This is a genomic window from Mycobacterium sp. NGS11 (assembly GCF_059813315.1).
The window spans coordinates 13,045-36,214 of sequence record NZ_JCALEJ010000007.1 but is presented as its reverse complement, the minus strand read 5'-3'; the positions used below and the strand labels follow the sequence as shown (position 1 = coordinate 36,214).

Here is a 23,170-nt window from a genome sequence, read left to right as displayed (position 1 = left end):
GCAAGTCCAGAAGGACTAGGGAAGGAGTAACCATGACCCTGCGAGTGGTTCCCGAAGGTCTGGCCGCGACCAGCGCCGCGGTGGAGGCCCTGACGGCACGGCTGGCGGCCGCGCACGCGGCGGCGGCTCCGGCGATTACGGCGGTGGTGCCGCCGGCGGTCGACCCGGTGTCGCTGCAGACGGCCGTCGGATTCAGCGCTCAGGGCCAGGAGCATTCGGCCATGGCGGCCCAGGGCGTCGAAGAGCTCGGCCGGGCCGGCGTCGGCGTCGGTGAAGCGGGCGCAAGCTACCTCGCGGGCGACACCGCGGCCGCTGCGACGTTCGGAATCGCGGGCGTCTGACCAATGACCGCCCCCATCGCGCCCATCTGGATGGCGTCGCCACCCGAGGTGCATTCGGCGTTGCTCAGCGCCGGTCCGGGGCCGGGGCCGCTGTTGGCGGCCGCCGGCGCGTGGACCTCGCTGAGCGCCCAATACGCCTCGGCGGCGGCCGAACTCAGTGGGCTGTTGGGGGAGGCGCAGGCCGGCGCCTGGGAGGGGCCGAGCGCCGAGCAATATGTGGCGGCCCACCTGCCGTACCTGGCGTGGCTGCAGCAGGCCAGCGCCGACAGCGCCGGTGCGGCCGCGCAGCAAGAGGTCGCGGCGACGGCGTATACCGCCGCCTTGGCGGCCATGCCGACGCTGGCCGAACTGGCCGCCAATCACACCGTGCACGGGGTGCTGGTGGCAACGAATTTCTTTGGCATCAACACGATTCCGATCGCGGTCAACGAGGCCGACTACGCACGGATGTGGGTGCAGGCGGCCACCACCATGGGCACCTACCAGGCCGTGTCGGGCTCGGCCCTGGCCGCGACGCCGCGCACGACGGCGGCGCCGCCGATCGTGAATCCCGGCGGCCAGACGAACAGTCTCGCGGCCAACGCCGCGCAGAACGGCCCTGGGGACTGGTTGCAGAATTTCCTCCAGCAGCTGTCCAAGTTCCTGCAGGACTTTCTCCAGAACCTCCAGCAGATGTTGCAGAATCTGGCGCCGTTCCTGGCGGCCAACGGCCCACTGCTGTTCTTCATCGCATACGAGGCGTTCTTCATTCCGTTCGGTACCACGTTCTGGACCGTGCTGTTGACCGCGCCATTCTTCATCCCGCTGATCATCGGCATTGCCGCCTATTTCTATCTGAATCCCGAGGTCGCGCCGGACCTACCGGCTGTGGTCCCGGTCCCGGTCCCGGTTCCCGCGTCCCAAACGTCCTCGATGCCGCCGGTGGCCGCCATGGCCCCGCCGGCGCCGACGCCCGCTTCGGCTCCCGCGTCCGCGCCGGCTCCGGCAGCCTCCGGTGCGCCCGCCGCGCCGGCGCCGGCAGCCGCGGCGAGCAACTTCGCCTACCTGGTGGCCATGGGCGGCGACCCCGACGCCGGCGTCGGACCCACGCTCGGGGGCCGCGGCGGGGCCAAGGCCCCGGCGGCCACCATCCCGGCGGCCGGCGCAGCGGCGGCCAGCCGGGCCGAGTCCCGGGCGCGGCGCCGTCGGCGGGCCGCGCTGCACGACCACGCGGACGAATACGCGGACATGGATTCCGATTTCGGTGTGCCGCCGAATTTCGGTGACGAGGAGCAGCTGGCCACCGCCGTCGCGTCCGCCCAGGGTGCTGGGGCGCTCGGGTTTGCCGGAACCACGCAGCGGCAGAAGGCCTTTCAGGCGGCCGGATTGACCAAGCTGGCAGAGGACGATTTCGGTGGCGGCCCGCGGATGCCGATGGTGCCCGGCACGTGGGAGCACGAATCCGGTAACGGGGCAAGCCCAACCGAGCCCGGGAAAGGGGGTTAAGGCAGTCAGCCAGATGAAGGCGAATTACCGAAACCCCAACGGAAGCAACAGAAAGGACTCAACATGAGTATGTTGGACGCTCACATTCCGCAGTTGGTAGCCGCTCAATCGGCCTTCAGCGCCAAGGCGGCGTTGCTGCGCAGCACGATCAGCCAGGCCGAGCAGGAAGCGATGTCGGCGCAGGCATTCCACCAGGGCGAATCCTCGGCCGCCTTCCAGGCCGCGCACGCGCGGTTCGTCGAGGTCGCCGCGCGGGTCAACACCCTGCTGGACATCGCCCAGGCCAACCTCGGAGACGCAGCCGGGACCTACGTGGCCGCGGATGCCGCCGCCGCGTCCGGCTACACCGCCTTCTGATCTCACCGCTAGCAACCGCGAAAGGACTTGTCATGTCGCAGATCATGTACAACTACCCGGCGATGTTGAACCACGCCGCCGACATGTCGGGCTACGCCGGCACCATGCAGGGGCTCGGTTCCGATATCGCCAGCGAGCAGGCCACGTTGTCGAACGCCTGGCAGGGTGACACCGGTATGACCTACCAGGTGTGGCAGGCCCAGTGGAACCAGGCGATGGAAAGCCTGGTGCGCGCCTACCAGTCAATGGCCAGCACCCACGAGGCGAACACCATGTCCATGCTGGCCCGCGACCAGGCCGAAGCCGCCAAATGGGGCGGTTAGGTCGTGACTGAACGAGCCTGATGGACTCGACGCCAAACGCCGTCGAGCTGACGGTCGATCACGCCTGGTTCATCGCGGAAACGATTGGGGCGGGGAGCTTTCCCTGGGTTTTGGCGATCACCTCGCCCTATCGTGATGCCGCGGAACGCAACGCGTTCCTCGACCGTCAGAAGGCTGAGCTCACCGAACTCGGTCTGGTCTCGGCGGCCGGGGTCGTCAACCCCGCGGTCGCCGAGTGGATCAAGGTGGTGTGCTTTCCGGAGCGGTGGCTGGACCTGCGTTACGTCGGCCCGGCCAAGGACACCGGTGCGGGCGACGGTGCCGAGTTACTGCGCGGCGTCGTCGCACAGCGCTCCGGTGCGCCCGGCAAGGCGTCGATCACGGTGGTCGCGTTGCGCAGCGCGCAGCTCATCACGTTCACCGTCATGGACATCGATGACCCGCGCGCGCTGGTCCCGGTGCTCACCGTCGGCCTCGCGCAGCGGCCGCCCGCTCGGTTCGACGAGTTCAGCATGCCGACGCGAGTGGGCGCCAGGGCGGACGAACGACTGCGTTCGGGTGCCCCACTCGCCGAAGTCCTTGACTACCTGGGCATTCCGCAATCGGCAAGAAAGGTGGTGGAGTCGGTGTTCAACGGGCCGCGCAGCTATGTCGAGATCGTCGCCGGCTGCCACCGCGACGGCCGGCACTCCACCAGCGAGGTGGGGATGAGCATTGTCGACGCACGCGAGGGGCGGGTACTGGTCAGTCCGTCCCTCGCCTTCGACGGCGAGTGGGTCTCGACCTTCGCGCCCGGAACGCCATTCGCGATCGCGGTCGCGATCGAACAACTGACCGCCCTATTGCCAGATGCCGGATGGTTCTCCGAACACCGGTTAGCCCGAGACTTCTCCCCTTCAACACTGTCCGTCGACATTCGTAATACGAAAGAAGAGAGCACGATGTTCCAGCAATGGCCACAACATGTTTCGAGGGTCCGGTGACGTCCGGAACCGTCATGCCGATCGTCCGCGTGGCAATATTGGCGGATAGCAGGTTGACGGAAATGGCCTTGCCCGCGGAGCTGCCGCTGCGCGAGATCCTGCCCGCCGTCCAGCGTTTGGTGGTTCCGGTCAGCGGCGGCCCGGAAGACGGCGCCGCATCGCGCGGTGCCGCCGAGGTCGGCGCGGCGACCCAGTTGAGCCTGGCCCCGATCGGTGGTGCGCCGTTCAGCCTGGACGCCAGCCTGGACACGGTCGGAGTCGTGGACGGCGACCTGCTGGCGCTGCAGGCGGTGCCGCTCGGTCCGGCCGCGCCCGGCATTGTCGAGGACATCGCCGACGCGGCCATGATCTTCTCGACCTCGCGGCTCAAGCCTTGGGGCACAACGCATATCCAGCGTGGCGCGTTGGCCGCTGCGATCGTGGTGGCCTTTCTGGCGACCGGGTTGTCCGTCGCCTACCGGGTGGCGACCGGTGCGCTGCTGGGACTGGTCGCGGTCAGCGCGGTCGCGGCGGTGACCGCGATCGTCGGGCTACTGGTCACCGCACGCTCGGCGCGCACCGGCATGGCGCTCTCGATCGCCGCACTAATTCCCATCGCCGCGGCACTCGCGCTGGCCGTACCGGGCAAATTCGGCGCCGCCCAACTGACCCTGGCCGCGGCCGGTGTCACCGCGTGGTCGCTGATCGCCTTGATGGCGCCCAGCGCCGAACGTGAACGCATCGCCGGTTTCTTCACCGCGACCGCGGTGCTGGGCGCCGGGGTGCTGCTGGCCGCCGGCGCCACACTGCTCTGGCACCTGCAACCGATCGCCATCGGCTGCGGGCTGATCGTGGCGGCGTTGCTGGTCACCATCGAGGCGCCCCAACTGTCCGCGCTGTGGGCACGCTTCCCGCTGCCGGTCATCCCGGCGCCCGGTGACCCGACCCCGTCGGCGCCGTCGCTGCGGGTGCTCGAGGACCTGCCGCGCCGGGTCCGGATCAGCGACGCGCATCAGAGCGGATTCATTGCCGCCGCAGTGCTACTCAGCGTCCTGGGTTCGGTGGCGATCGGGCTGCGGCCCGAGACGCTCAGCGGTGCGGGTTGGTACGTGGTAGCGGCCACCGCCGCGACGTCGGTGCTGCGCGCCCGGGTGTGGGACTCGGCCGCGTGCAAGGCGTGGCTGCTGGCTCAGCCCTTCCTGGCCGCCGGCGTGCTGCTGGTGCTCTACACCTCGACCGGACGCTATGCGGCCGCCCTCGGTGCGGTGCTGGTCCTGCTCGTACTCGTGTCGGTATGGATCGTGGTGGCGCTCAACCCAGGCATCGCTGCGCCGGAAAGCTACTCGCTGCCGGTGCGCCGGCTGGTCGGCTTCGTCGCGACCGGACTCGACGCGTCGCTGATCCCCGTGATGGCTTTCGTGGTCGGCCTGTTCGGCTTGGTGCTCAATCGATGATTCGGCCGGCATCAGCCTGCGTCGCAGCGGCATTGGCCTTGCTGCCGGCCGCCGCGACGTGGACGAGTCCGCCGGCATCCGCGATCAGCCCGCCGACGGTCGACCCCGGCGCCGCGCCGCCCAGCGGGGCGCCGGGCCCCGGACAGCCGATGGAACAACGCGGCCCCTGCGGCACGTCCGGCGTCGTTCCCGGCAGCGATCCCGGTGCCGTCACGCCAAGCCAGTCGATGCTGAATCTGCCTGCGGCTTGGCAATTCTCGCGCGGTGAGGGCCAACTGGTGGCGGTGCTCGACACCGGGGTGCGGCCGGGCCCGCGGCTGCCCAACGTGGATCCGGGCGGTGATTTCGTCGAGACCACCGACGGGCTGACCGACTGCGACGGACACGGAACGCTGGTGGCCGGCCTCGTCGCCGGCCAGCCCTCGGCCGACGACGGGTTCTCCGGCGTGGCACCCGCCGCGCGGGTGGTGGCCATCAGGACGACGTCGGCCAAATTCTCGCCGCGGACACCGGGTGGTGATCCGCTGCTGGCGCGGGTGTCGGCCGAGGTGTCGACGCTCGCCCGGGCGATCGTGCACGCGGCCGACCTCGGCGCCAAGGTGATCGACATCGGCTCGGCCACTTGCATGCCCGTGGACCGTCCCGTCGACCAGGCCGCCCTCGGCGCGGCCGTCCGTTACGCGGCGGTCGACAAGGACGCGGTGATCGTGGCCGGCGCGGGCAACAGCGGGGCGGGCGCCGGTGGCGCCACGTGTGAGTCCAATCCGCTGACCGACCTGAGCCGCCCCAACGATCCGCGCAATTGGGGCGGTGTCACATCGGTGTCCATTCCCTCGTGGTGGCAGCCGTACGTGTTGTCGGTGGCATCGCTGACCCCGGATGGGCAGCCGTCGAAATTCACCGTGGCGGGGCCGTGGGTGGGTGTCGCCGCGCCTGGCGAACGCATCGTGTCGATCGGCAACGCCGACGGCGGCGGGCTGGCCAACGGCCTGCCCGACGGGCACCAGCAACTCGCCGCCGTGAGCGGAACCGATTACGCCGCCGGCTATGTGGCCGGTGTGGCGGCGCTGGTCCGCAGCAAGTATCCCGAGCTGAACGCCACCGCCGTGCAGCGTCGCATCACCGCAACCGCACATAACGGCGCCCGCGACCCGTCCAACGTCGTCGGCACCGGCAGTGTGGATCCGGTGGCGGCCCTGACCTGGCAACTGCCCGCCGGTAACCAGCCCGGCGCTGCGTCGGTGAAGCCGGTGACCGTGCCTCCGGCCCCGGCGCCCAAGGACACCAAACCGCGGACCGTAGCGGTGGCCGGCACCGCCGCGCTGGCCGTGCTGGTCGCGGTGGCGGGCGCTGTCACCGCCATCGCCGCACGCCGACGAAAGGACCCCACCCCGTGAACAAGCATCGGATACCGATCCCCGGGAGCGCCCGAATCACGTTGGCGCTGCTGGCCGTTGTGCCCGCCGTCATGGCGTACCCGTGGCGAACGCCGCGCGACTACTGGTTACTGGGCATCGCCGCCGTCGTCGTCATCGTGTTGTTCGGCTGGTGGCGCGGTCTGCACTTCACCACCATCCTCGGCCGCCGCCTGGCGATGATCGGACGCGGCAACGCCGTACCCGCGAGCACCTCCGACTCGGCGGCAACCGCCCTGATTCGTCTCGGCGCGCCCGAGGATGACTCGGAAGTGCTGCCGCTCCCGTTGATCGCGAGTTATCTCGACCGTTACGGCGTTCGGGCGGACAAGATCCGAATCACCAGTCGCGACAACGCCTCCGACGTGTCACGACGCGAGACGTGGATCGGACTGACCGTGTCGGCGCCGGACAATCTGGCTGCGCTGCAAGCCCGCTCACCGCGGATCCCGCTGCACGAGACCGCACAGGTCGCGGCCCGCCGGCTGGCCGACCATTTGAGGGAGATCGGTTGGGAAGCTACTACCGTCGGGGCCGACGACGTCCCGCGGCTGCTGACTGCCAACCCCCGCGAGAGGTGGCGGGGAGTGCAGCGCGGTGCCTCGGATTACCTTGCCGCATACCGAGTTCGGGTGGACGACGCGCTCCCGCAGACCTTGGACGCGATTCGGGCGTATTCCGCGCGCGAAACGTGCACCGCGCTGGAGCTCGCCGGTGACAAGGGTAGGCCCACCGTCGCGGTGGCCTGTGCGTTCCAGACGGAGTCCGCCCCGGATGGCAAAGCCCCGGTGGACGGGCTGACCCCGCAACGCGGAAACCACCTGCCCGCGTTGACGGACCTGGACCTGCTGTCCGCGCGCCGGCTGGACGGACACGCGCCGGTGCCGGAGAACCTGCTGGCGGAGCTGCACTGGCCCACCCTGCTGGGCGGAGCCCATCGCGCCTCGCTCGGCCAAACCGGCGACGGCGCCGACACCGTCGAGGTGGTCAGAACATGACCTCCTGCAGGAACGTGGTCATCCGGCGCAGGTAATCCAGCTGGCTGACGTGCAGCACGTGGCTGCCCGGAAACCAGTGCAGCGCACATTGATCCCAGTGCCGCCATAGTTTGACGGCGTGGTCCGGCGGCGCCATCCGGTCGCCGAGTCCGGTGATGATCATCCGGCGGTCGCGGGGCACCAGCGGTCGGTAGTTCAGCGGGCAGTGGTACGCCAGCCCCGCCGTCAGGTCGTCGTGGCTGATGTCGGAGACGCGCAGGCCCAGCCGGACCAGCTTGTTGGCCGGGAACCACTCGTCGAACAACGTCGAAGGGGTGACGACGGGGCAGTTGGGGATCACCGCCTCGAGCCGATCGTCGGCCGACGCCACCAGCGCCGAGGTGTAACCGCCCAGCGAGATTCCGGTGAGCGCGATGCGCTTGACTCCCGTGCGGTGCAGATAGTCGATGAGCGACCGAAAGTCGTGCACGGCCTGCGCCATGGCCTCGGCGAAACCGCTGAGCCCGCCGGCGAAATAGCCGAAACCGCTGAAGGGCGAATACTTTTCGGCCCGCTTGCCGTGGAAGGGCAAGGTGTACATCAGCACGTCGTAGCCGGACCGGTAGTACCAGGGCAACGAAAAGAACCGCCCGTTGGCCAGATACGACGATCCCAGGAAGCCATGGATCACGCACAGGGTGGGACGCGGCCCGTCGTCGTGGCGCCAATGCTGCGCGCGCACGGTGTTGTTGGCCCGCCACGCGCCCCACCGGGCGCGCATGGCCGGGTTTATGGCGGTGAAACTGCTGGGGAACGCGATGTTGTCGACCGTGCCGCGCGCGATCCACTCCGCCAGCGGGCTGGCTCGCCGCGATACGACCCGGGGCACATCGGTGGGTGCCGGAAAGGACCGTGACGGATCCTTCGCCGCGCCCAACTCCGCATAGAAGTCGAGGTTGTGGCGCTCGGCAGCGGAATCGGATTGCCGCAGCGCGTTGGCCACCACAAACGGCGCCACCGTGGTGGAGAGCAGCGAGGCCACCCAGGTGCGCAGGGCCAGATCGCCGAGGGCCGATGCCTCGACTACCATTCGCTGGCGGGGCGACAACGCTGAGCGGGGGGGTAGTCCGCCGGCGCCGGCCGGCAGATCGGCGCCGGAAACGTCCGGAACGGGAACGGGCGGGTCGATCGGATCTGAGTCGGGCGCCACGAACGCCGATGGTAGCCGGACGAAAGCGCCTTTCCTGGGCGTTTCGTTCGGTTTCGGTCGCCGCGGTGTTATCCCGGGACCAACCGGGCCGCGGCGGCGCACCATAGGAGTTATACGGTTTGCTATCGGCCGGCGAGCGGCGGCGCGAGGATCGGGAGGATCGACATGTGGGATCCGGACGTCTATCTGGCCTTCGCCGACCACCGCGCACGCCCCTTCTACGACCTGCTGTCGCGGGTGGGCGCCGAGCGGGCGCGCCGCGTCGTCGATCTCGGATGCGGCCCCGGCCACCTGACCAAGTATCTGGCGCGGCGTTGGCCCGATGCGGTGATCGAGGCGATGGACAGCTCACCGGAGATGGTTGCCGCGGCCAAGGAACGCGGCATCGACGCCGTCACCGGCGACCTGCGCGACTGGAAGCCCAAACCCGACACCGACGTGGTGGTCAGCAACGCGGCCCTGCACTGGGTGCCCGAGCATGCCGACCTGCTGTTGCGGTGGGCGGGGCAGCTGGCGCCCGGATCGTGGATCGGGGTGCAGATGCCGGGCAACTTCGAGTCGCCGTCCTACGCCGCGGTGCGGGCGCTGGCCCGCCGGGAGCCGTACGCTAAACTGCTGCGCGACATACCCTTTCGGGTGGGGGCGGTGGTTCAGCCGCCGGGGCACTATGCCAATCTGCTGCTCGACGCCGGATGCAAGGTCGACGTCTGGGAGACGACCTACCTGCATCAGCTGACCGGCGAGCATCCGGTGCTGGAGTGGATCACCGGCACCGCCCTGGTTCCAGTGCGCGAGCGCCTCGACGACGACACGTGGGAGCAGTTCCGCGAGGAGCTGATCCCGCTGCTGCAGGACGCCTACCGGCCGCGTTCCGACGGCGCGACGATCTTCCCGTTCCGGCGGGTGTTCGTCATCGCGGAAGTGGGCGGCTCGAGCCAGGGCAATTAGCGCTGCGTGGGCTTACCCTCTTCGATGCCGCGGTCGGCGGCGATGCCGGAGCGGGGGGACGGTTTCGAGCGATGGATCTGCAGATACGTTTCGGTGTAGCGCGCGGAGATGCGGGTGCCGGCGAATTCCGACGGGATGACGTCACCCGTGCGCTGGCGCCAATCATCCAGCAGCACAGCAAGGTTGGCCGCGACATCGGCCGCGTCGGCCCCGTCGTCGGCCAGCAGGTTGGTGGTCTCGGTGGGATCGGTACGCAAATCGTAGAGTTCCCGTTCCGGCCGCGGCGCCGTGACGAGCGGTGCGACCGCCAGCCCGGACGGGCTTTCCTGGATGTCCAGCGGCAGATCCAGTAGCGGCCGGGGCACGTAGTTCTCGATGTAGCTGTAGTCCTTGGTGCGGATCGCGCGAATCGGATCGAACGAGTCGTGGTAGGTCTTCATGGTGTAGACGTGTTCGCGCACCGGCGCGGTTTGCGGACCCGGTTCCAGCAGGATGGACGCGTGCGAGACACCGTCGACGTCGGCCGGAGCGTCAATCCCCAACAGCCCCAGCAACGTCGGGACCAAGTCGACGGCGCTGAACAGCTCGTCGTAGACGCGCGGTTGGATCGCCCGGCCGGTCGGCGGGCGAATGATCAAGCCGATGCCGGTGCCGGCGTCATACAGCGTGGATTTCGCCCGCGGGAATGCGGGGCCGTGATCGGTGAAGAACACCACCCAGGTGGTGGCGTCCAAACCGGTGTCGGCCAGCGCGTCCAGCAGCAGCCCTACGGCGGCGTCGGCGGTGCTGATGGCCCCGTAGAAGTCGGCGAGGTCCCCACGCACCTCGGGGGTGTCGGGCAGGTAATCGGGCGTATCCACCGTGGCGCTGTCGGCCGGTGTGTAGCGGTCGTGCGGATAGGGCCGGTGCGTCTCGAAGAAGCCGGCGGTCAACAAAAACGGCTGTCCGACAAGGCCTTCGGCGCTTTGCCGCAGCCACTCGCCGGCCTTGTCGGCCACGTAGTCGCAGTACGAGTTCGACACGTCGAACTCGTCGAAACCCAACCGCTTCGGGTAGGAGGTCTCGTGTTGCATGCCGAAAAGCGCCGAATACCAGCCCGATTCGGACAAAATCTGGGGCAGGGTCCGGATCCCGTCGCGGTATTCCCAGCCGTGGTGGGCCAGCCCGATGAGGCCGTTGTTGTGCGGGTAGCGACCGGTGAACAGCGATCCGCGCGACGGCGAACACAGCGGCGCGGTGGCGTGCGCCCGGGTGAACAGGATGCCCTCGGCGGCGAGGCGGTCGAGTCGCGGGCTCGACACGTCGGGGTGGCCGTAGGCACCGAGGTGGCGCCCCAGGTCGTGCCAGTGCACGATCAGCACGTTGTCCCGAGAGCCCGTATTTTGTTTTTGCCCGGCGTCGTCCAATGGCGTCACCTCTCACCTTGCCTTGCGACCGGCGACGTTACCGCAACTTCCCCGGGTGCTTTCTCTTCAGTATCAGGGCGTCGGCAACTGGCCCCATCGGTTCTCGCAGACGAACTCCCGCAACGGTCGCCCGACGGCCCACCCGTCCAGTTCCAGCGCCGGGCGATCGGGGAATTCGGGCACCGGCCCCAGACACAGGATGGCCACCGGTTCGGCGCCCGAGGGCATGCCCAGCAGTTCCGCCAGCCGTTGCGGATCGAACAGGGACACCCAGCCCATGCCGAGCCCCTCGGACCGGGCCGCCAGCCACAGGTTCTGGATCGCGCACGACACCGACGCCAGGTCCATCTGCGGTAGCGTTCGCCGGCCGAACACGTGCGCGTCGCGGCCGTCGCCGAGCGCCACCACGAACAACTCCGCGCATTCGAGGATGCCCTCCACCTTGAGCGCCAGGAACTCGTCGGATCGCTCGCCCAGCGCTTTGGCGGTGCGCGGGCGTTCCTCGTCGACCAGGGCGTGAATGCGCCGCCGCAGCGAGTGGTCGGTGATCCGGATGAAGCGCCACGGCTGCATCAGCCCGACGCTGGGCGCCGCGTGCGCGGCCTGCAGCAGGCGCGCCAGTACGGCTTCGTCCACCACCGCACCGGGCACGAATCGGCGCATGTCACGGCGCTCGTAGATGACGCGATAGACGGCCCGCCGCTCTTGCGGGCTGAATGCCTCACCGCTCACGCCTGCCATCGTAGGAAATCGGCGTTAGCGTTGAGCCTGCCCAGACCAAAGGACCTGGTGAACCCCGGGAAGGGAGCGGTGTGAAGTGAAGCCTTCCGATGTGCTCGATCAGCTGGCCGCCGATGGCGCGGGCCGCAATTACGGTGAGCCCTATCAGACCCCGGACGGCACCACCGTCATCGTGGCGACCAAGCCGCTGGGGGTGTTCGCCATCCGCGACGGGCAGGCCACCTGGACGCCGGCCGTGGACAACAGCCGGATCGCGCTGATCGGGGTGATCACCGGCCTGCTGGCCGCGGTGATCGGCACCCTCGCGGTGCTGCGGCAGCCGCCGTGGCCGCGCATCGCGATCAGGGACTATAGGTAACCCCGACCGCGCGGAACACGTATTCCGGCGGCATGTCGAACGCCAGCGACCGCCGGGGCAGGCCGGCCAGAACATCGTCGGGAATCGCCACCTTGTAGTGCAGCGACAGCTCGCCGGCGAACTTCTCGTCGACCCGGGAGACGTCGGCGTCGACCTGCAGCCCGGTCGGCGAGACCTCCACCCGCGCCGCTCCCGCCTGCGGCGCGTCCCAGCGCACGTTGACGGTCGGGCCCGCCAGCCGGGGCAGCATCGACAGCGTGGCCAGCGCTCGCTCCGAGGTGAAGACCAGTGAACCCGTGTAGCTGGCGACGCTGTGCGGCAACCGAACGCCGGGGATGGTGCCGCTGAATCGGCGGGTCACGGCCACGTAATCGGCGTGGTAGATGAGGCCTTCCGACTCGAGCTGGGCGTGCAGCTCGTCGGGCAGCTTGCCGATGCCGAACAACCTACGGACAAAGACGGCCATATCGACAGTATGACGCGCGAGCGCCGGCGAGGACGGGTCGCACGGTGACGCCGGGTGATCGCAAGCGCGGCGCTTGTCGCCGGGTGCAGCGGGTCGCCCGCATGTCATCGACGGGACTGCTGGTATCGGTTGGTTATGACTCGCCCCAGGACGCCGGTGGCCCTGTGCTTCGCGGTGCTGGCTGCCGCCGTGTACGCGACGATGTGGGCGGGCTACTGCCGGCACTGGACCTGGCTGTACCGGATGGATTGGTCGTTGCTGAACGCGGCCCGCGGTGTCGCGCTCAAACATCCGCAGTGGCTGCGGTTTTGGGAAGGCGTGTCCTATGCATTGGGTCCGGTCCCGATGTCGGTGCTGGGCATCGCGATGACGGTGACCGCCCTGGTGATGCGCAATCTGCGGGCGGCGCTGGTGCTGGCTTTCGCGTGCGGGCCGCTCAACGAGTTCGCGACCGCGGCGGCCAAGGCCCTGGTCAACCGGCCCCGCCCGGCGACCATGTTGGTCGCCGCGCCCTCCACCTCCTTTCCGTCCGGGCATGCGCTGGAGGCGATGGCCGCGCTGCTCGCCGTGCTGTGCTTTTTCTTTCCGATGCTCAACCGGACGATCCGCGGCATCGCGGTAGCGGTGGTGACGGTGTCGCTGCTGACGGTCGGCGTCTCGCGGGTGGCGCTGAACGTGCACTACCCGTCCGATGTGCTGGCCGGCTGGTCGCTGGGCTACCTGTATTTCCTGTTGTGTCTCTTGATTTTTCGGCCCTCGATCACGCTATCCGCCGGCCCGCGGCGGGCAACCGAAACCACCGCCACGCGCTAACTGCGCTGTGCCGGCGGCTATTTGGTCACGACGCGGTGACCTAAACGGAGCTAAAGCTTTACTTGACCCCGAAGATGTTCCCGTTCGACGATGGAGTGCATGCACCGACTGCTCGCTTCGCTGTGCGCCGCGGCGTGCGTGATCCTGGCGTCGGTGGGGCTGGCCCCGACCGGTGCGGCCGCGGGTGCTCCCTGGTTCGCGAACGCGGTCGGCAATGCGACCCAGGTGGTTTCGGTGGTGAGCACCGGCGGTTCCAACGCGAACATGGAGATCTTCCAGCGCACCGGCACCGGCTGGCAGTCGCTGCGATCCGGCATCCCCACCCACGTCGGTTCGGCGGGAATGGCCCCTCAGGCCAAGAGTGGCGTGCCGGCCACCCCGATGGGCGTGTACAGCCTCGACTCCGCGTTCGGCACCGCGCCGAACCCCGGCACCGGGTTGCCCTACACCCAGGTTTCCGGGCCGAACTACTGGTGGAGCGGCGACGACCACAGTCCAACGTTCAACTCCATGCAGGTCTGCCAGAAGGCGCAATGCCCGTTCAACACCGGTGACAGCGAGAACCTGCAGATCCCGCAGTACAAACACGCCGTCGTGATGGGCGTCAACAAGAACAAGGCCCCGGGTGGCGGAGCCGCGTTCTTCTTCCACACCACCGACGGAAAACCCACCGAGGGCTGCGTGGCGGTGGACGACGCTCAGCTGGTGTCGATCATGAAATGGCTGCGGCCCGGCGCGGTCATCGCCATCACCAAGTAGCTTCTCAGTCCGAGGCGATGGCGCGTCCGGGTTTGAGAGTGAAGTTCAGGCCCTCCAAAGACATTGTGGCGTCATAGGTTCGGTCGTAGCCGGTGCCGCTGATCTTCCAGCCCGCCTCGGTACGGCGGTAGGTGTCGCGGTAGAACGCGGCCCCGATCAACATGAAGTTGAAGTCGGCGACCATGACGCGGTCCTGCAGATACCAACTGCCCGTTGCGGTGTCGCCGTCGACGGTGATGTCGGGGTGGGTCACCCGGTGTTCGGTGATGACGTTCGCGGGCAGCGAGGTACGCATGTACTCCACCAGGTCGGCCCGGTTGGTGAAGTGCAGCTCGTTGCCGATCGACGGCCCGTAGTCGGCCTTGATGTCCTCGGCCAGGGTGTCGGTGAAGTCGTCCCAGTGCTTGGTGTCCAGCGCACGCAGATACCGGTATTTGACTTGCTTGATCGCTTCGATATCGGCGAGATCGTCGAGGGTCATCCCGTCATTGCAGCACACGGGAAATGCGAAGCCTGAGCCGGTCGGACGGGGTGGGCCGCCGAGACTTAAACCAGTGCGACTTCGCGCGGCGTGTCGCGTGCGTGGTTTACGTGTCGCGGTGTCCCGGGCCCTCGGAGAGGTGGCGGGTGACCATGTCGACGAGGGCGCGCCGTTCCAGGCTCCAATCGATCGCGGTGCCGGTGACCATCTGTGCCAGCACCACACCGCGCAGCGTGGCCCAGATGACCTCGGCCACACCGGCATGCGCCGGATCGGTGGTGATCAGTCGCCCCAGCTGGCCGACAGCGGCGTTCATGTCGAGCAGGTGGCGCCGCGACGACGGGTCCGGACCGCCGCGGGTCTCGCGCAGGATTTCGAAGGCGGCCATCGACGTCGGGCTGCTGTAACAGCTCCACGCGGTGTCGACGACGACCTCGATGCGCCTTCGCAGGGGCAGCTCACTGACATCGGCCGACGACAGGCTGTCGACCAGCCGGGTCACCCCGTCGTCCACCACTGCCATCAGCAGGCCGTTGCGATCCCCGAAGTGGTACTGGATGACCCCCCACGTCACGCCTGCGCGTTCGGCCACGTGCTTGGCCGTGGCGGCAGAGAATCCCTCCTCGACGATGCAGCGCACCGTCTCATCGATGATCTTCGCCCGAGTGTCATCGCCGCGCTTGCGTGGCGCGGTGGTGCGCCGGGTCGGGCCGACCGGGCGTTCCGGCTTCTGGCCAGCGACGATGGACATTATTGACTTTATAACATAGTCGAGTCTATTTTTGGGGCGTGAGCAGCCCCTCGCGATACGCGCGATTGTCCCGCGACGAGCTCGTCGTCTTGGTTCCCGAACTGCTACTGATCGGGCAGCTGATCGACCGATCCGGGATGGCCTGGTGCATCTCCTCGTTCGGGCGCGACGAGATGGTCCAGATCGCCATCGAGGAGTGGGCGGGATCCAGCCCGATCTACACCCGGCGCATGCAGAAAGCCCTGAACTACGAGGGCGACGACGTGGTGACCATCTTCAAGGGCCTACAACTCGACATCGGTGCGCCACCGCAATTCATGGATTTCCGGTACACGGTCCACGACCGCTGGCACGGCGAATTCCACCTCGACCACTGCGGCGCACTGCTCGACGTCGAGCCGATGGGCGAGCAGTACGTGTTCGGCATGTGCCACACCATCGAGGACCCCACCTTCGACGCCACCGCGATCGCCACCAACCCGCGCGCCCAGGTGCGTCCCATCCATCGCCCGCCCCGGACGCCGGCGGACCGGCATCCGCACTGCGCGTGGACCGTCATCATCGACGAGTCCCATCCCGAAGCGCAAAGCATCCCGGCGCTCGACATCGTCAGCCGAACACGCGCTGCGACATGGGAACTCGACGCCATCGACTCCTCGGACGATGGGCAGGCGGATTACTCCGGGCCGTTGCTGTCCGACTTCGACTTCGCCGCCTTCTCGCATTCGGCGCTGGTCCGGATGGCCGACGAAGTATGCCTGCAGATGCACCTGCTGTACTTGTCGTTCGCGATCGCGGTGCGGGCGCGTGCCGCGAACGACGACGAAGCGGTCGGCGTGTGCACCCGCGGCCTGACCGGCATCGCGGGTGTGGCCGCCGAGCGCATTCACCGCGCACTGAAATCCCCCGCAAGCGGGAGGGGCCCCCATCCGGGCGGCACCGAAGGTGCCCTGCGCGTCCTCGAGCTGCACCCGCTGCTGAACCCTGCTGACTACGTTGTCGCCGAGACGGATTCGAGCCGCCTGCACGTCCACCCGTCGCCGGCGCATGATGACCGATCCTGGATCTCGCTGTGCTCGCCGGAGTCGGTGCAGCCGCTCCAGGCGGTCGCCACCGCGGTGGATCCGCACATCGCGGTTCGAGTTAGCGGATCGGCCACCGACTGGACGGCCGAACTGGTCGAAACCGACACTCCCACCGAGGAACTACCAGAGGTTTCCGTCGTCAGAGTCAGTGGGGGATCGACCTTCCAGTTCGAGCCGAGGCGTTCGCTGCCGCTGACGGTCTTGTAACGAAAGGCGTTTTGTCAAGGGGTTTTCGGTACCGCTTCGGTGACGCAAGGGCATCGAGCGGATACCAATGACATTGCGAAGCATCGGCTTTCCGCGTGTCCGCGGCTATCGTTGACGCTGGCCACCGACCCCTATAGACGAAGGTTTCGCTCTATGTACGACCCACTCGGGTTGTCGATCGGGACCACGAACCTGGTCGCTGCGCGTAATGGAAGCCCACCGGTTACCCGCCGGTCTGTGCTGACCCTTTACCCGCACTGTGCACCGAAAATCGGTGCGCCCGATGAGAACCCGTACCTAACCGAGCCTGGCGTACCGATGAAGGGCTTTATCGAGCGCATCGGTGATTCCGTTGCGCTGGTGTCACCCGACGGTTCGGCGCACGACCCGGAGCTGCTGACGGTGGAGGCGCTGGACGCGATGGTGCTCGCGGCCGGTGCGGATGCGGCGTGCTCGGAGATTTCCATCGCCGTTCCGGCGCATTGGAAACCCGCGACGGTGCAGGCGTTGCGCGACGCGCTGCGAACCCATCTGGGCTTCGTGCGAAGCGGTATGGCGCCGCGGCTGGTTTCGGACGCGATCGCGTCGCTGACGGCGGTGAAGGCCGAGCTCGGCCTGCCCGACGAGGGCGTGGTGGGCCTGCTCGACTTCGGCGGCAGCGGCACGTCGGCCACGTTGGTCAATGTCGCGGGGGACTTCGAACTCGTCAGCGCCACCATGCGTTACGCCGCGTTGTCCGGTGACGAGATCGACCAGGAGTTGCAGCTGCGTGCGTTCGAGGAGTTGGGGCATGGCAGCGGCCTGGACCCGGCCAGCACCGCCGGCGTCGGGCAGCTCGTCGAACTCAGGGAACAATGCCGGGTGGGCAAGGAGCTGCTCTCGACCGACATGACCACCGAGATCACCGCGGTGCTGGGCGGGCGCAGCTGCAGTTTGACGTTGACGCAAGACGACCTCGAAGAGATGATTGCTGACCGGCTGACCGGCTTCATCTACGCCTTCGACGACATGCTGCTGCGCTACCGCACGAACTGGACGGACCTTGTCGCTGTGGTAACGGTCGGTGGCGGCGCACGCATTCCGTTTGTCACCGAACGACTTTCGGCCCACGGCCGGATGCCGATCCTGACGCCCTCGCAGCCCGCGCTGGCCGCGGCGAGCGGGGCGCTGATCCTGGCATCGCGCGGTGGCGAGCTGGATCTGCGCACGCGGACATCGATAGGGCTGCTCGCCTCGGCCGACGCCGCCGGTGACGTCGTCGACCTCGGCGCCGGCGATGTGCTGGTGATCGATGATGAGGCGCTCACCGATCGCGAATTGGCTTGGTCGCAAACGGAATACCCCGGCGACCTGCGGATGCGGTTCGGTGGCGAAACCTACGACGAAGACGGACCGGCCGGCTGGTCGATGCGGCTCAACGTCATTGAGCCGCCCCGGGAACGCCGACCCTGGTTGCGTCTTCGGTTCTCCCAGTTGATCATCGGCATGTCGGCCGTGGTCGCCATGACGGCGATCGGTGGCGTGGCCTACACGCTGACCGGAATAGAGAACCGGCCGGCCCCGCCCTCGGTCGCGCCCCTGCCTGCGCCCCCGGCGAACTCGGTGGCGCCCCGGCCCGCCGCGCCGCCACCGCCCACCGCGGTGCCGCCACCCCCGCCGCCCAGCGCGCAACCCATCCCGAGCCCCCCGCCGCCACCGCCGGAACCGCCGCCGTCACCGCCGCCTCCGCCACCTCCGGTGGTGGTCACCACCGCGCCGCCGGCGCCCGTCTACACCCCCCGGCATACGGCGCCGCCGACCACCGCGCCGCCGCAACCGACGGTCACCACGACGGTGCCGCCGCCACCGTCGGTGACCACCACGGCGCCGCCGCCGCCGGTGGAAACCACCACACCCCCGCCCCCGCCGACCACTACCACCACCACGGTGCCGATGACCACCGAATGGATCCACGTTCCGCTGCTACCGGTCCCGATCCCGGTGCCGGTTCCACAGCAGCAGGCTCCTGCGACTCCGCAGTACCCGCAATATCCCCAGTACCCCCAGTACCCGCAGTACCCCCAGTACCCCCAGTACCCGGGGAGCGCGCAGAATCCGTACCTGGGGCCGGGTTATTAGCGTTATTCCTGCGTACGCACACCGCCTGCGCAATTAGCTGCACGCGCGTAACGTTTATGTCACCAAGTTCGGGCGGGGTTCCTCCCGTCGTGCCCTCGCAGAGGGCGTTGAAAAGGGCTTTGGAGGCGTTACGTGGACATCGTGCTTGGGGTGTCGATGGCTCCCAGGACAGTCCGCCTGGTGGCGATCGAGGGCCAAAATGCGGACGGCGTGACCGTCGAACAAGAAGAGTTCGAGGTTGGGGCCGCTGGGAATTCGGTTAATTCGGCGGCCGGCGCTGTCGACCAGGTGATCGACGCGATCATCGGCAGCCGCGAAGGTGTGTTGGAGGGCGGCCACCGGCTGACCTCCACGGGGGTCACCTGGAGTGACCCCGCCGGCGTCGGCGCGCTGCGGGAGGCGATCGCCACCTGCGAACTGGGCGGCGTGATGCTGGTCGCACCGTTGCTCGCCGCGGCCGCGCTCGCACAGACCGTCGGTTACGCGCTGGGTTACGAACGCCTCGCGATGCTGTTCGTCGAGCCGGCCAACGCGACGCTGGCCGTGGTCGACGTCGCCGACGGTTCGATCGTCGATCTGCACCGGCGCCAGACCGGCGGCGACCACCCGGGAGGTCTGGCCGCCGAACTCGCGACGATGGTCGCCGGTCTGGACGCGCGCGGGTCTCGTGCCGACGGGGTGTTCCTGATCGGCTGCGGAACCGACATCGTGGCGCTGAAGCCCACGCTCGAGGCGGCCACCCCGCTTCCGGTCACCGCGCCCGAGGAGCCGGACATGGCATTGGCCCGCGGCGCCGCCCTGGCCTCGGCGAACGCCCCGCTGTTCGCATCGTCGACGGCGGCCCTGGCCTACGCACTGGATCCGAGCACCGGAGAGCTGAGTCTCCCCGCGCTCGGCCCGAGCTACCTGGACGTCTGGGGCAACGCCGACGTCGGCACCGGCGCGCGGGCCTACAGCGCGGTCGCGGACGAGGACGACACTCCGCCGCGCCGCCCTCGGTCGATGCTGCTCGCCGGCAGCGCCCTGGTCGGCATCGTCGCCGCGATAGGCGGCGTGGTGCTGGTGACGTTGACCTCGGATCGTCCGGCCGACCGTCACACTTCGGGCGTCAGCGTGGCCACCCCCGGCGTCCAGCTGCCCGCGCCTCCGCCGAAGAACCCGCCGAGCAACCCCCCGCAGGCGCAGCTGCCGGCCCCGAGCCCGGCGCCCCCGCCGCCCGCGCCCAGCCCAACCGAGGTGGCCGCCCCGGCACCCGCATCGTCGCCGGTGCAGCAGTCCGCACCGCAGGCCCCGGTCACTCAGGCACCCGCGGCCCCGGTCTACCGCGCCCCGACCCGGCAGGCACCGCAGTACGTGCCGCCGCCCGTCCGGCAGGCGCCCCCACCGGTCCAGGAGGCTGCGCCCCCGCCGGCCGCGGCGCCCGAGCCCCCGCCTGCCGCGCCGCCCCCGCCGCCCGCGGCGCCGCCGCGGCCCCAGCAGCCACCGGTGACGATGTATCTGCATTTCCCGTTCGTCACGGTGCCTATCCCGATCAACCCCCCGCCGCCGCCCGGCCCGTAACCACGTGGCGAACGGCCTCGACTGAGCGCACACTGGCAGTTACGACATCGAGCGCCAAGGAGGTCGCGTGGGCGAGCACAGTGGATTCGGATTCGACCCCGAAGAGTTCGACCGAATGATCCGGGAGGGCAGCGAGGGGCTGCGCGACGTATTCGAGCGGGTCGGCAAGTTCGTGGCCGGGCCCGGTGTCCGGACGGGGTGGTCCGCCGTTTTCGACGACCTGTCGCGGCGTCCGCGCAGCGCCCCCGAAACCGCGGGCGAGGCCGGTGAGGGCGTGTGGGCCATCTACACGGTGGACGCCGACGGCGGCGCGCGCGTCGAACAGGTCTATGCGACCGAACTCGACGCACTGCGGGCGAACAAGGACAACGTCGATCCCAAACGCAAGGTGCGTTTCCTGCCCTACGGCATTGCGGTCAGCGTCCTCGACGACGACCAAGACGACACCGAAGCCGACGCCGAAGAGCCCGCGTAACAATCGTTTTCGCTCAGCCCTGCTGCACCACGTTGGAGCCGCCGGAGTTGCTGATCTTCGGCGCGCCCGAGTGGTAGGTGACCTTGTTGTTGAAGCCGGAGGCGTCGATGGCCTCGACGGCCTCGACCGTGACCGAATTCTGCACGCCCGACACCGACAGACTGGTGCAGTGGCCGGTGATCGTCACCGTGTTGGAAACCCCGCTGACGTTGACGATGTTGTCGTTGCAGGCGATGGTCCGGTTCTCGTTGATGCCGGCGACGCTGAGTTCGGTACCCGGTGGTGCGGTGGTCGACGTCGACGACGAAAGTGATTTCCTCTGTGATGGAACGGGATTCGTCGAAACGCTCGGCGGGAGCAACGTGGTGGAGATGGTCGGCGGCGAGGCGATGATCGACCTCACGCCGGAAACTTGGTGTGCGGCAAAGGCGGCGATGCCCCCCGCCAGGGCCAACACGCCGACGACGACGACCGTGCCGAGAATCCACCAGATGCGGTTACTCGACGAGCGTTGCTGGAATGGCTCGGGGAGCGGGCCGCCGTAATTCCACGAGGCCGGCGGGGGTGGGGCGCCCGGCTGCCCGGCGGGCTGCGAGCTGCCCTGCTCGGACGCCCGCGCCGTCTCGGCGAGCGGGCGCTCGAGTTCCCGGATTCGGTCCTCCGGGTCTTCGTTTGCTGCCATGGGATGAATATGCCATTCGCTTCTGGCTTTCCGGGCCGTTCGGTAGTTTTTACGATCGTGCCCGATTTGCCGAATCGCCAGGTCCTCCTTCGTCGCCGTCCGTCCGGGCTTGTCCAACCGGATGACACCGAAATGGTCACCACGCCCGCGCCCGAACCCGCCGAGGGCGAGGCGCTGCTGCGCACCACCTACGTCGGCATCGACGCCGCCGCCCGCACCTGGCTCGACGACCAGCCCAGCTACCTTCCGCCGGTCCAGCTGGGTGAGGTGATCCGGGCGGCCGGCATCGGCGAGGTGGTGGCGTCGCGATGCGACGCCTATGCGGTCGGCGACGTCGTCACCACGCTGACCGGTTTCCAGGAGTACGTGATCATCCGCGACGACCTGTTCAGCACGCCGATCCCGGGCGAGGACGACCAGCTGGCGATCATGTCGGTCTACGGCCCGACCGGCGCCACCGCCTATTTCGGGATGACCGACATCGGCCGGCCGCAGCCGGGGGAGACGGTGGTGGTGTCGGCGGCCGCGGGCGCCACCGGATCGGTCGCGGGGCAGATCGCCAAGATCGCCGGCGCCCGCGTGGTGGGCATCGCGGGCGGGCCGGAGAAATGTCGGGCGGTGGTCGAGGACTTCGGGTTCGACGCGTGCATCGACTACAAGAATGACGACGTCGCGGCGGCGCTGAAAAAGCATTGCCCGCAACGCGTCGACGTCTACTTCGACAACGTGGGCGGTCCCATCCTCAACGCCGTGCTGGGCCGCCTGGCCGCCCGGGCGCGCGTCGTGCTGTGCGGCGTCATCTCCAGCTATCTGACCGGCGATCACCCCGGGCCTGCCAACTACGTGAACCTGCTGTCGAAGACCGCCCTGATGCAGGGGTTCAACGCGCTCGATCAGTGGGGCCGCTTCGACGAGGCGTTCGCCGCGCTACGCCAGTGGGCGGCCGAAGGCCGACTTCACCACCGGCAGACCATCTTTGAGGGCATCGAGTCCTGTGTCGATGCCCTCAACGGCTTGTTCACCGGCGTCAACGTCGGCAAGACCCTGGTCAGGCTGAGCGAACCCAGTCCCCGCTAGGCGGCGCCGAGCGCCCGGTGCAGCGCCTTGCGCGCATCGGTCAGCGCCTCGAGCACCTTGGTTCGCGCCTCGGCGAGCTGCTGCTTCTGCTCGTCGGTGCCCGTCCATGCGATGGTGCGGGCCAGTCCGGCGATCTCGAAGAATTCCTTGCGGATCTTCACCACGTCACCGAACTTGGCCGCACGGCTCAAGAAGGCGTGGGCGGTCTCGCTGCTGATTCCGCGCCATGCCAACACGTTTCGGCCGAGTTCGGTCAGCGTCGCCACGCCGCCGTCGACGGTGACCACGCCGCGCCCGGCGAGGATGCCGATCGCAAGCTCGGCCACGTCCTGCGGAGGCGTGAACGCGCCGCCGGTCGCGTCGGACACCCGTTGCACCACTTGCGCGGCGTCGGCCGGCCCGTCCAGCAGCAATGCCGCGGTGACGAACGCCGCGCGCTTGAGGCCGTGGCGACCCTTCTTGCCGAAGTGGGCGAAGCCGGGACCGCCGGCGCCCGGGCCGCCGAATCCCGGAGCGCCAAAGCCCGGACCGTCGAAACCGGGACCACCGAAATTACCGAAGAATCCATTAGACATGGCTGTTTCCTTTCTCAAACCATCAACCTCCTTGATACCAGCGGCGGCGCATATGTCAACTAAGTTGATGGTTGAGTCGCGAAATCCCTAGAAGTGGGCCACTCGGCTGCTATCGTCGCTTGTTTATGCCAGGGGGATCGCGGC

The 23,170-nt window shown here is 68.6% G+C and carries 25 protein-coding genes; 17 read left to right on the top strand and 8 right to left on the bottom strand.

Translation table 11 applies throughout. The features are described from left to right. Window positions 1-32: 32 nt before the first annotated feature. The 8 genes from AC5Y4T_RS11385 to eccE all read left to right on the top strand — a co-directional run bounded on the left by AC5Y4T_RS11385 (window position 33) and on the right by eccE (window position 7,335). Window positions 33-341, top strand: a complete 309-nt coding sequence (locus tag AC5Y4T_RS11385; protein WP_499917813.1) for a PE family protein — start codon at window positions 33-35, stop codon at window positions 339-341. A 3-nt stretch (window positions 342-344) separates the two neighbouring features. Continuing rightward, window positions 345-1,826, top strand: coding sequence for a PPE family protein (locus AC5Y4T_RS11380; RefSeq protein WP_499953016.1), 1,482 nt, complete (start codon window positions 345-347; stop codon window positions 1,824-1,826). Window positions 1,827-1,889: 63 nt separating this feature from the next. Further along, window positions 1,890-2,183 carry a WXG100 family type VII secretion target gene (locus AC5Y4T_RS11375; protein WP_066860115.1) on the top strand — a complete coding sequence of 98 codons (294 nt, stop codon included), beginning with the start codon at window positions 1,890-1,892 and terminating at the stop codon, window positions 2,181-2,183. Window positions 2,184-2,215: 32 nt separating this feature from the next. Continuing rightward, entirely contained in the window at window positions 2,216-2,506 is a 291-nt protein-coding gene (locus tag AC5Y4T_RS11370; RefSeq protein WP_067128585.1) for a WXG100 family type VII secretion target, read from the top strand. Window positions 2,507-2,526: 20 nt separating this feature from the next. Further along, on the top strand, window positions 2,527-3,489 hold the full coding sequence (locus AC5Y4T_RS11365) for an ESX secretion-associated protein EspG (RefSeq protein WP_499948216.1): 963 nt from the start codon (window positions 2,527-2,529) through the stop codon (window positions 3,487-3,489). Then, complete coding sequence (gene eccD, locus AC5Y4T_RS11360; protein WP_499948215.1) at window positions 3,459-4,922, top strand: type VII secretion integral membrane protein EccD; 1,464 nt, start codon at window positions 3,459-3,461, stop codon at window positions 4,920-4,922. Before AC5Y4T_RS11365 ends, eccD begins: the two co-directional genes overlap by 31 nt. Further along, a complete protein-coding gene (mycP, locus tag AC5Y4T_RS11355; RefSeq protein ID WP_499948214.1) occupies window positions 4,919-6,319 on the top strand; it encodes a type VII secretion-associated serine protease mycosin in 1,401 nt (466 codons plus the stop codon). The genes eccD and mycP overlap by 4 nt, the downstream gene beginning before the upstream one ends. Continuing rightward, entirely contained in the window at window positions 6,316-7,335 is a 1,020-nt protein-coding gene (eccE, locus tag AC5Y4T_RS11350; protein WP_499953015.1) for a type VII secretion protein EccE, read from the top strand. Before mycP ends, eccE begins: the two co-directional genes overlap by 4 nt. Here the strand turns inward: eccE and AC5Y4T_RS11345 are convergent. Next, window positions 7,325-8,524, bottom strand: a complete 1,200-nt coding sequence (locus AC5Y4T_RS11345) for an alpha/beta hydrolase family protein (protein WP_499953014.1) — start codon at window positions 8,522-8,524, stop codon at window positions 7,325-7,327. The genes eccE and AC5Y4T_RS11345 overlap by 11 nt on opposite strands. Window positions 8,525-8,689: 165 nt before the next feature. Here AC5Y4T_RS11345 and AC5Y4T_RS11340 point away from each other — a divergent pair, with 165 nt between their 5' ends. Continuing rightward, entirely contained in the window at window positions 8,690-9,472 is a 783-nt protein-coding gene (locus AC5Y4T_RS11340) for a trans-aconitate 2-methyltransferase (protein WP_499917820.1), read from the top strand. On the opposite strand, the gene AC5Y4T_RS11335 is transcribed toward AC5Y4T_RS11340, so the two are convergent. Together AC5Y4T_RS11335 and bluB are read right to left on the bottom strand one after the other, a co-directional pair. Further along, on the bottom strand, window positions 9,469-10,878 hold the full coding sequence (locus tag AC5Y4T_RS11335) for a sulfatase family protein (protein ID WP_499953153.1): 1,410 nt from the start codon (window positions 10,876-10,878) through the stop codon (window positions 9,469-9,471). The two genes, AC5Y4T_RS11340 and AC5Y4T_RS11335, sit on opposite strands and share 4 nt — an antisense overlap. 72 nt (window positions 10,879-10,950) lie before the next feature. Then, the gene (bluB, locus tag AC5Y4T_RS11330; protein WP_499948210.1) at window positions 10,951-11,619 is read right to left on the bottom strand and encodes a 5,6-dimethylbenzimidazole synthase; all 669 of its coding nucleotides are present in this window, start codon (window positions 11,617-11,619) and stop codon (window positions 10,951-10,953) included. A 76-nt stretch (window positions 11,620-11,695) separates the two neighbouring features. Between bluB and AC5Y4T_RS11325 the strand changes: the two genes are divergently transcribed. Beyond that, window positions 11,696-11,977 carry a hypothetical protein gene (locus AC5Y4T_RS11325; RefSeq protein WP_499917822.1) on the top strand — a complete coding sequence of 94 codons (282 nt, stop codon included), beginning with the start codon at window positions 11,696-11,698 and terminating at the stop codon, window positions 11,975-11,977. On the opposite strand, the gene AC5Y4T_RS11320 is transcribed toward AC5Y4T_RS11325, so the two are convergent. Continuing rightward, complete coding sequence (locus AC5Y4T_RS11320; protein ID WP_499948209.1) at window positions 11,961-12,443, bottom strand: hypothetical protein; 483 nt, start codon at window positions 12,441-12,443, stop codon at window positions 11,961-11,963. The genes AC5Y4T_RS11325 and AC5Y4T_RS11320 overlap by 17 nt on opposite strands. A 135-nt stretch (window positions 12,444-12,578) precedes the next feature. On the opposite strand from AC5Y4T_RS11320, the gene AC5Y4T_RS11315 reads away from it, so the two are divergent. Together AC5Y4T_RS11315 and AC5Y4T_RS11310 are read left to right on the top strand one after the other, a co-directional pair. Continuing rightward, window positions 12,579-13,256, top strand: coding sequence for a phosphatase PAP2 family protein (locus tag AC5Y4T_RS11315; protein ID WP_499948208.1), 678 nt, complete (start codon window positions 12,579-12,581; stop codon window positions 13,254-13,256). Between the two features lie 99 nt (window positions 13,257-13,355). Beyond that, window positions 13,356-14,015 carry a L,D-transpeptidase family protein gene (locus AC5Y4T_RS11310; protein WP_499948207.1) on the top strand — a complete coding sequence of 220 codons (660 nt, stop codon included), beginning with the start codon at window positions 13,356-13,358 and terminating at the stop codon, window positions 14,013-14,015. A 4-nt stretch (window positions 14,016-14,019) separates the two neighbouring features. Here the strand turns inward: AC5Y4T_RS11310 and AC5Y4T_RS11305 are convergent, their stop codons facing one another. Beyond that, window positions 14,020-14,496 carry a nuclear transport factor 2 family protein gene (locus AC5Y4T_RS11305; protein WP_369829315.1) on the bottom strand — a complete coding sequence of 159 codons (477 nt, stop codon included), beginning with the start codon at window positions 14,494-14,496 and terminating at the stop codon, window positions 14,020-14,022. A gap of 106 nt (window positions 14,497-14,602) precedes the next feature. Continuing rightward, window positions 14,603-15,247: a TetR/AcrR family transcriptional regulator gene (locus tag AC5Y4T_RS11300; RefSeq protein ID WP_499948206.1), complete on the bottom strand. Its 645-nt coding sequence runs from the start codon at window positions 15,245-15,247 to the stop codon at window positions 14,603-14,605. Window positions 15,248-15,285: 38 nt separating this feature from the next. On the opposite strand from AC5Y4T_RS11300, the gene AC5Y4T_RS11295 reads away from it, so the two are divergent. The 4 genes from AC5Y4T_RS11295 (at window position 15,286) to AC5Y4T_RS11280 (ending at window position 20,692) form a co-directional block, all read left to right on the top strand. After that, window positions 15,286-16,539 (top strand): hypothetical protein, encoded by a 1,254-nt coding sequence (locus AC5Y4T_RS11295; protein ID WP_499953013.1) that lies wholly within the window; start codon window positions 15,286-15,288, stop codon window positions 16,537-16,539. Between the two features lie 153 nt (window positions 16,540-16,692). Continuing rightward, entirely contained in the window at window positions 16,693-18,657 is a 1,965-nt protein-coding gene (locus AC5Y4T_RS11290; RefSeq protein ID WP_499948204.1) for an Hsp70 family protein, read from the top strand. 132 nt (window positions 18,658-18,789) lie between these two features. Then, window positions 18,790-20,217 (top strand): DUF7159 family protein, encoded by a 1,428-nt coding sequence (locus AC5Y4T_RS11285; protein WP_499948203.1) that lies wholly within the window; start codon window positions 18,790-18,792, stop codon window positions 20,215-20,217. 67 nt (window positions 20,218-20,284) lie between these two features. After that, window positions 20,285-20,692 carry an Rv0313 family protein gene (locus AC5Y4T_RS11280; RefSeq protein ID WP_499948201.1) on the top strand — a complete coding sequence of 136 codons (408 nt, stop codon included), beginning with the start codon at window positions 20,285-20,287 and terminating at the stop codon, window positions 20,690-20,692. A gap of 13 nt (window positions 20,693-20,705) precedes the next feature. Here AC5Y4T_RS11280 and AC5Y4T_RS11275 read toward each other — a convergent pair whose 3' ends face one another. Further along, window positions 20,706-21,374, bottom strand: a complete 669-nt coding sequence (locus tag AC5Y4T_RS11275) for a DUF3060 domain-containing protein (protein ID WP_499948199.1) — start codon at window positions 21,372-21,374, stop codon at window positions 20,706-20,708. A gap of 57 nt (window positions 21,375-21,431) precedes the next feature. Here AC5Y4T_RS11275 and AC5Y4T_RS11270 point away from each other — a divergent pair, with 57 nt between their 5' ends. Next, a complete protein-coding gene (locus AC5Y4T_RS11270; protein ID WP_499948197.1) occupies window positions 21,432-22,451 on the top strand; it encodes an NADP-dependent oxidoreductase in 1,020 nt (339 codons plus the stop codon). On the opposite strand, the gene AC5Y4T_RS11265 is transcribed toward AC5Y4T_RS11270, so the two are convergent. Further along, complete coding sequence (locus tag AC5Y4T_RS11265; RefSeq protein ID WP_499953012.1) at window positions 22,448-23,026, bottom strand: hypothetical protein; 579 nt, start codon at window positions 23,024-23,026, stop codon at window positions 22,448-22,450. The genes AC5Y4T_RS11270 and AC5Y4T_RS11265 overlap by 4 nt on opposite strands. Window positions 23,027-23,170: the final 144 nt, after the last annotated feature.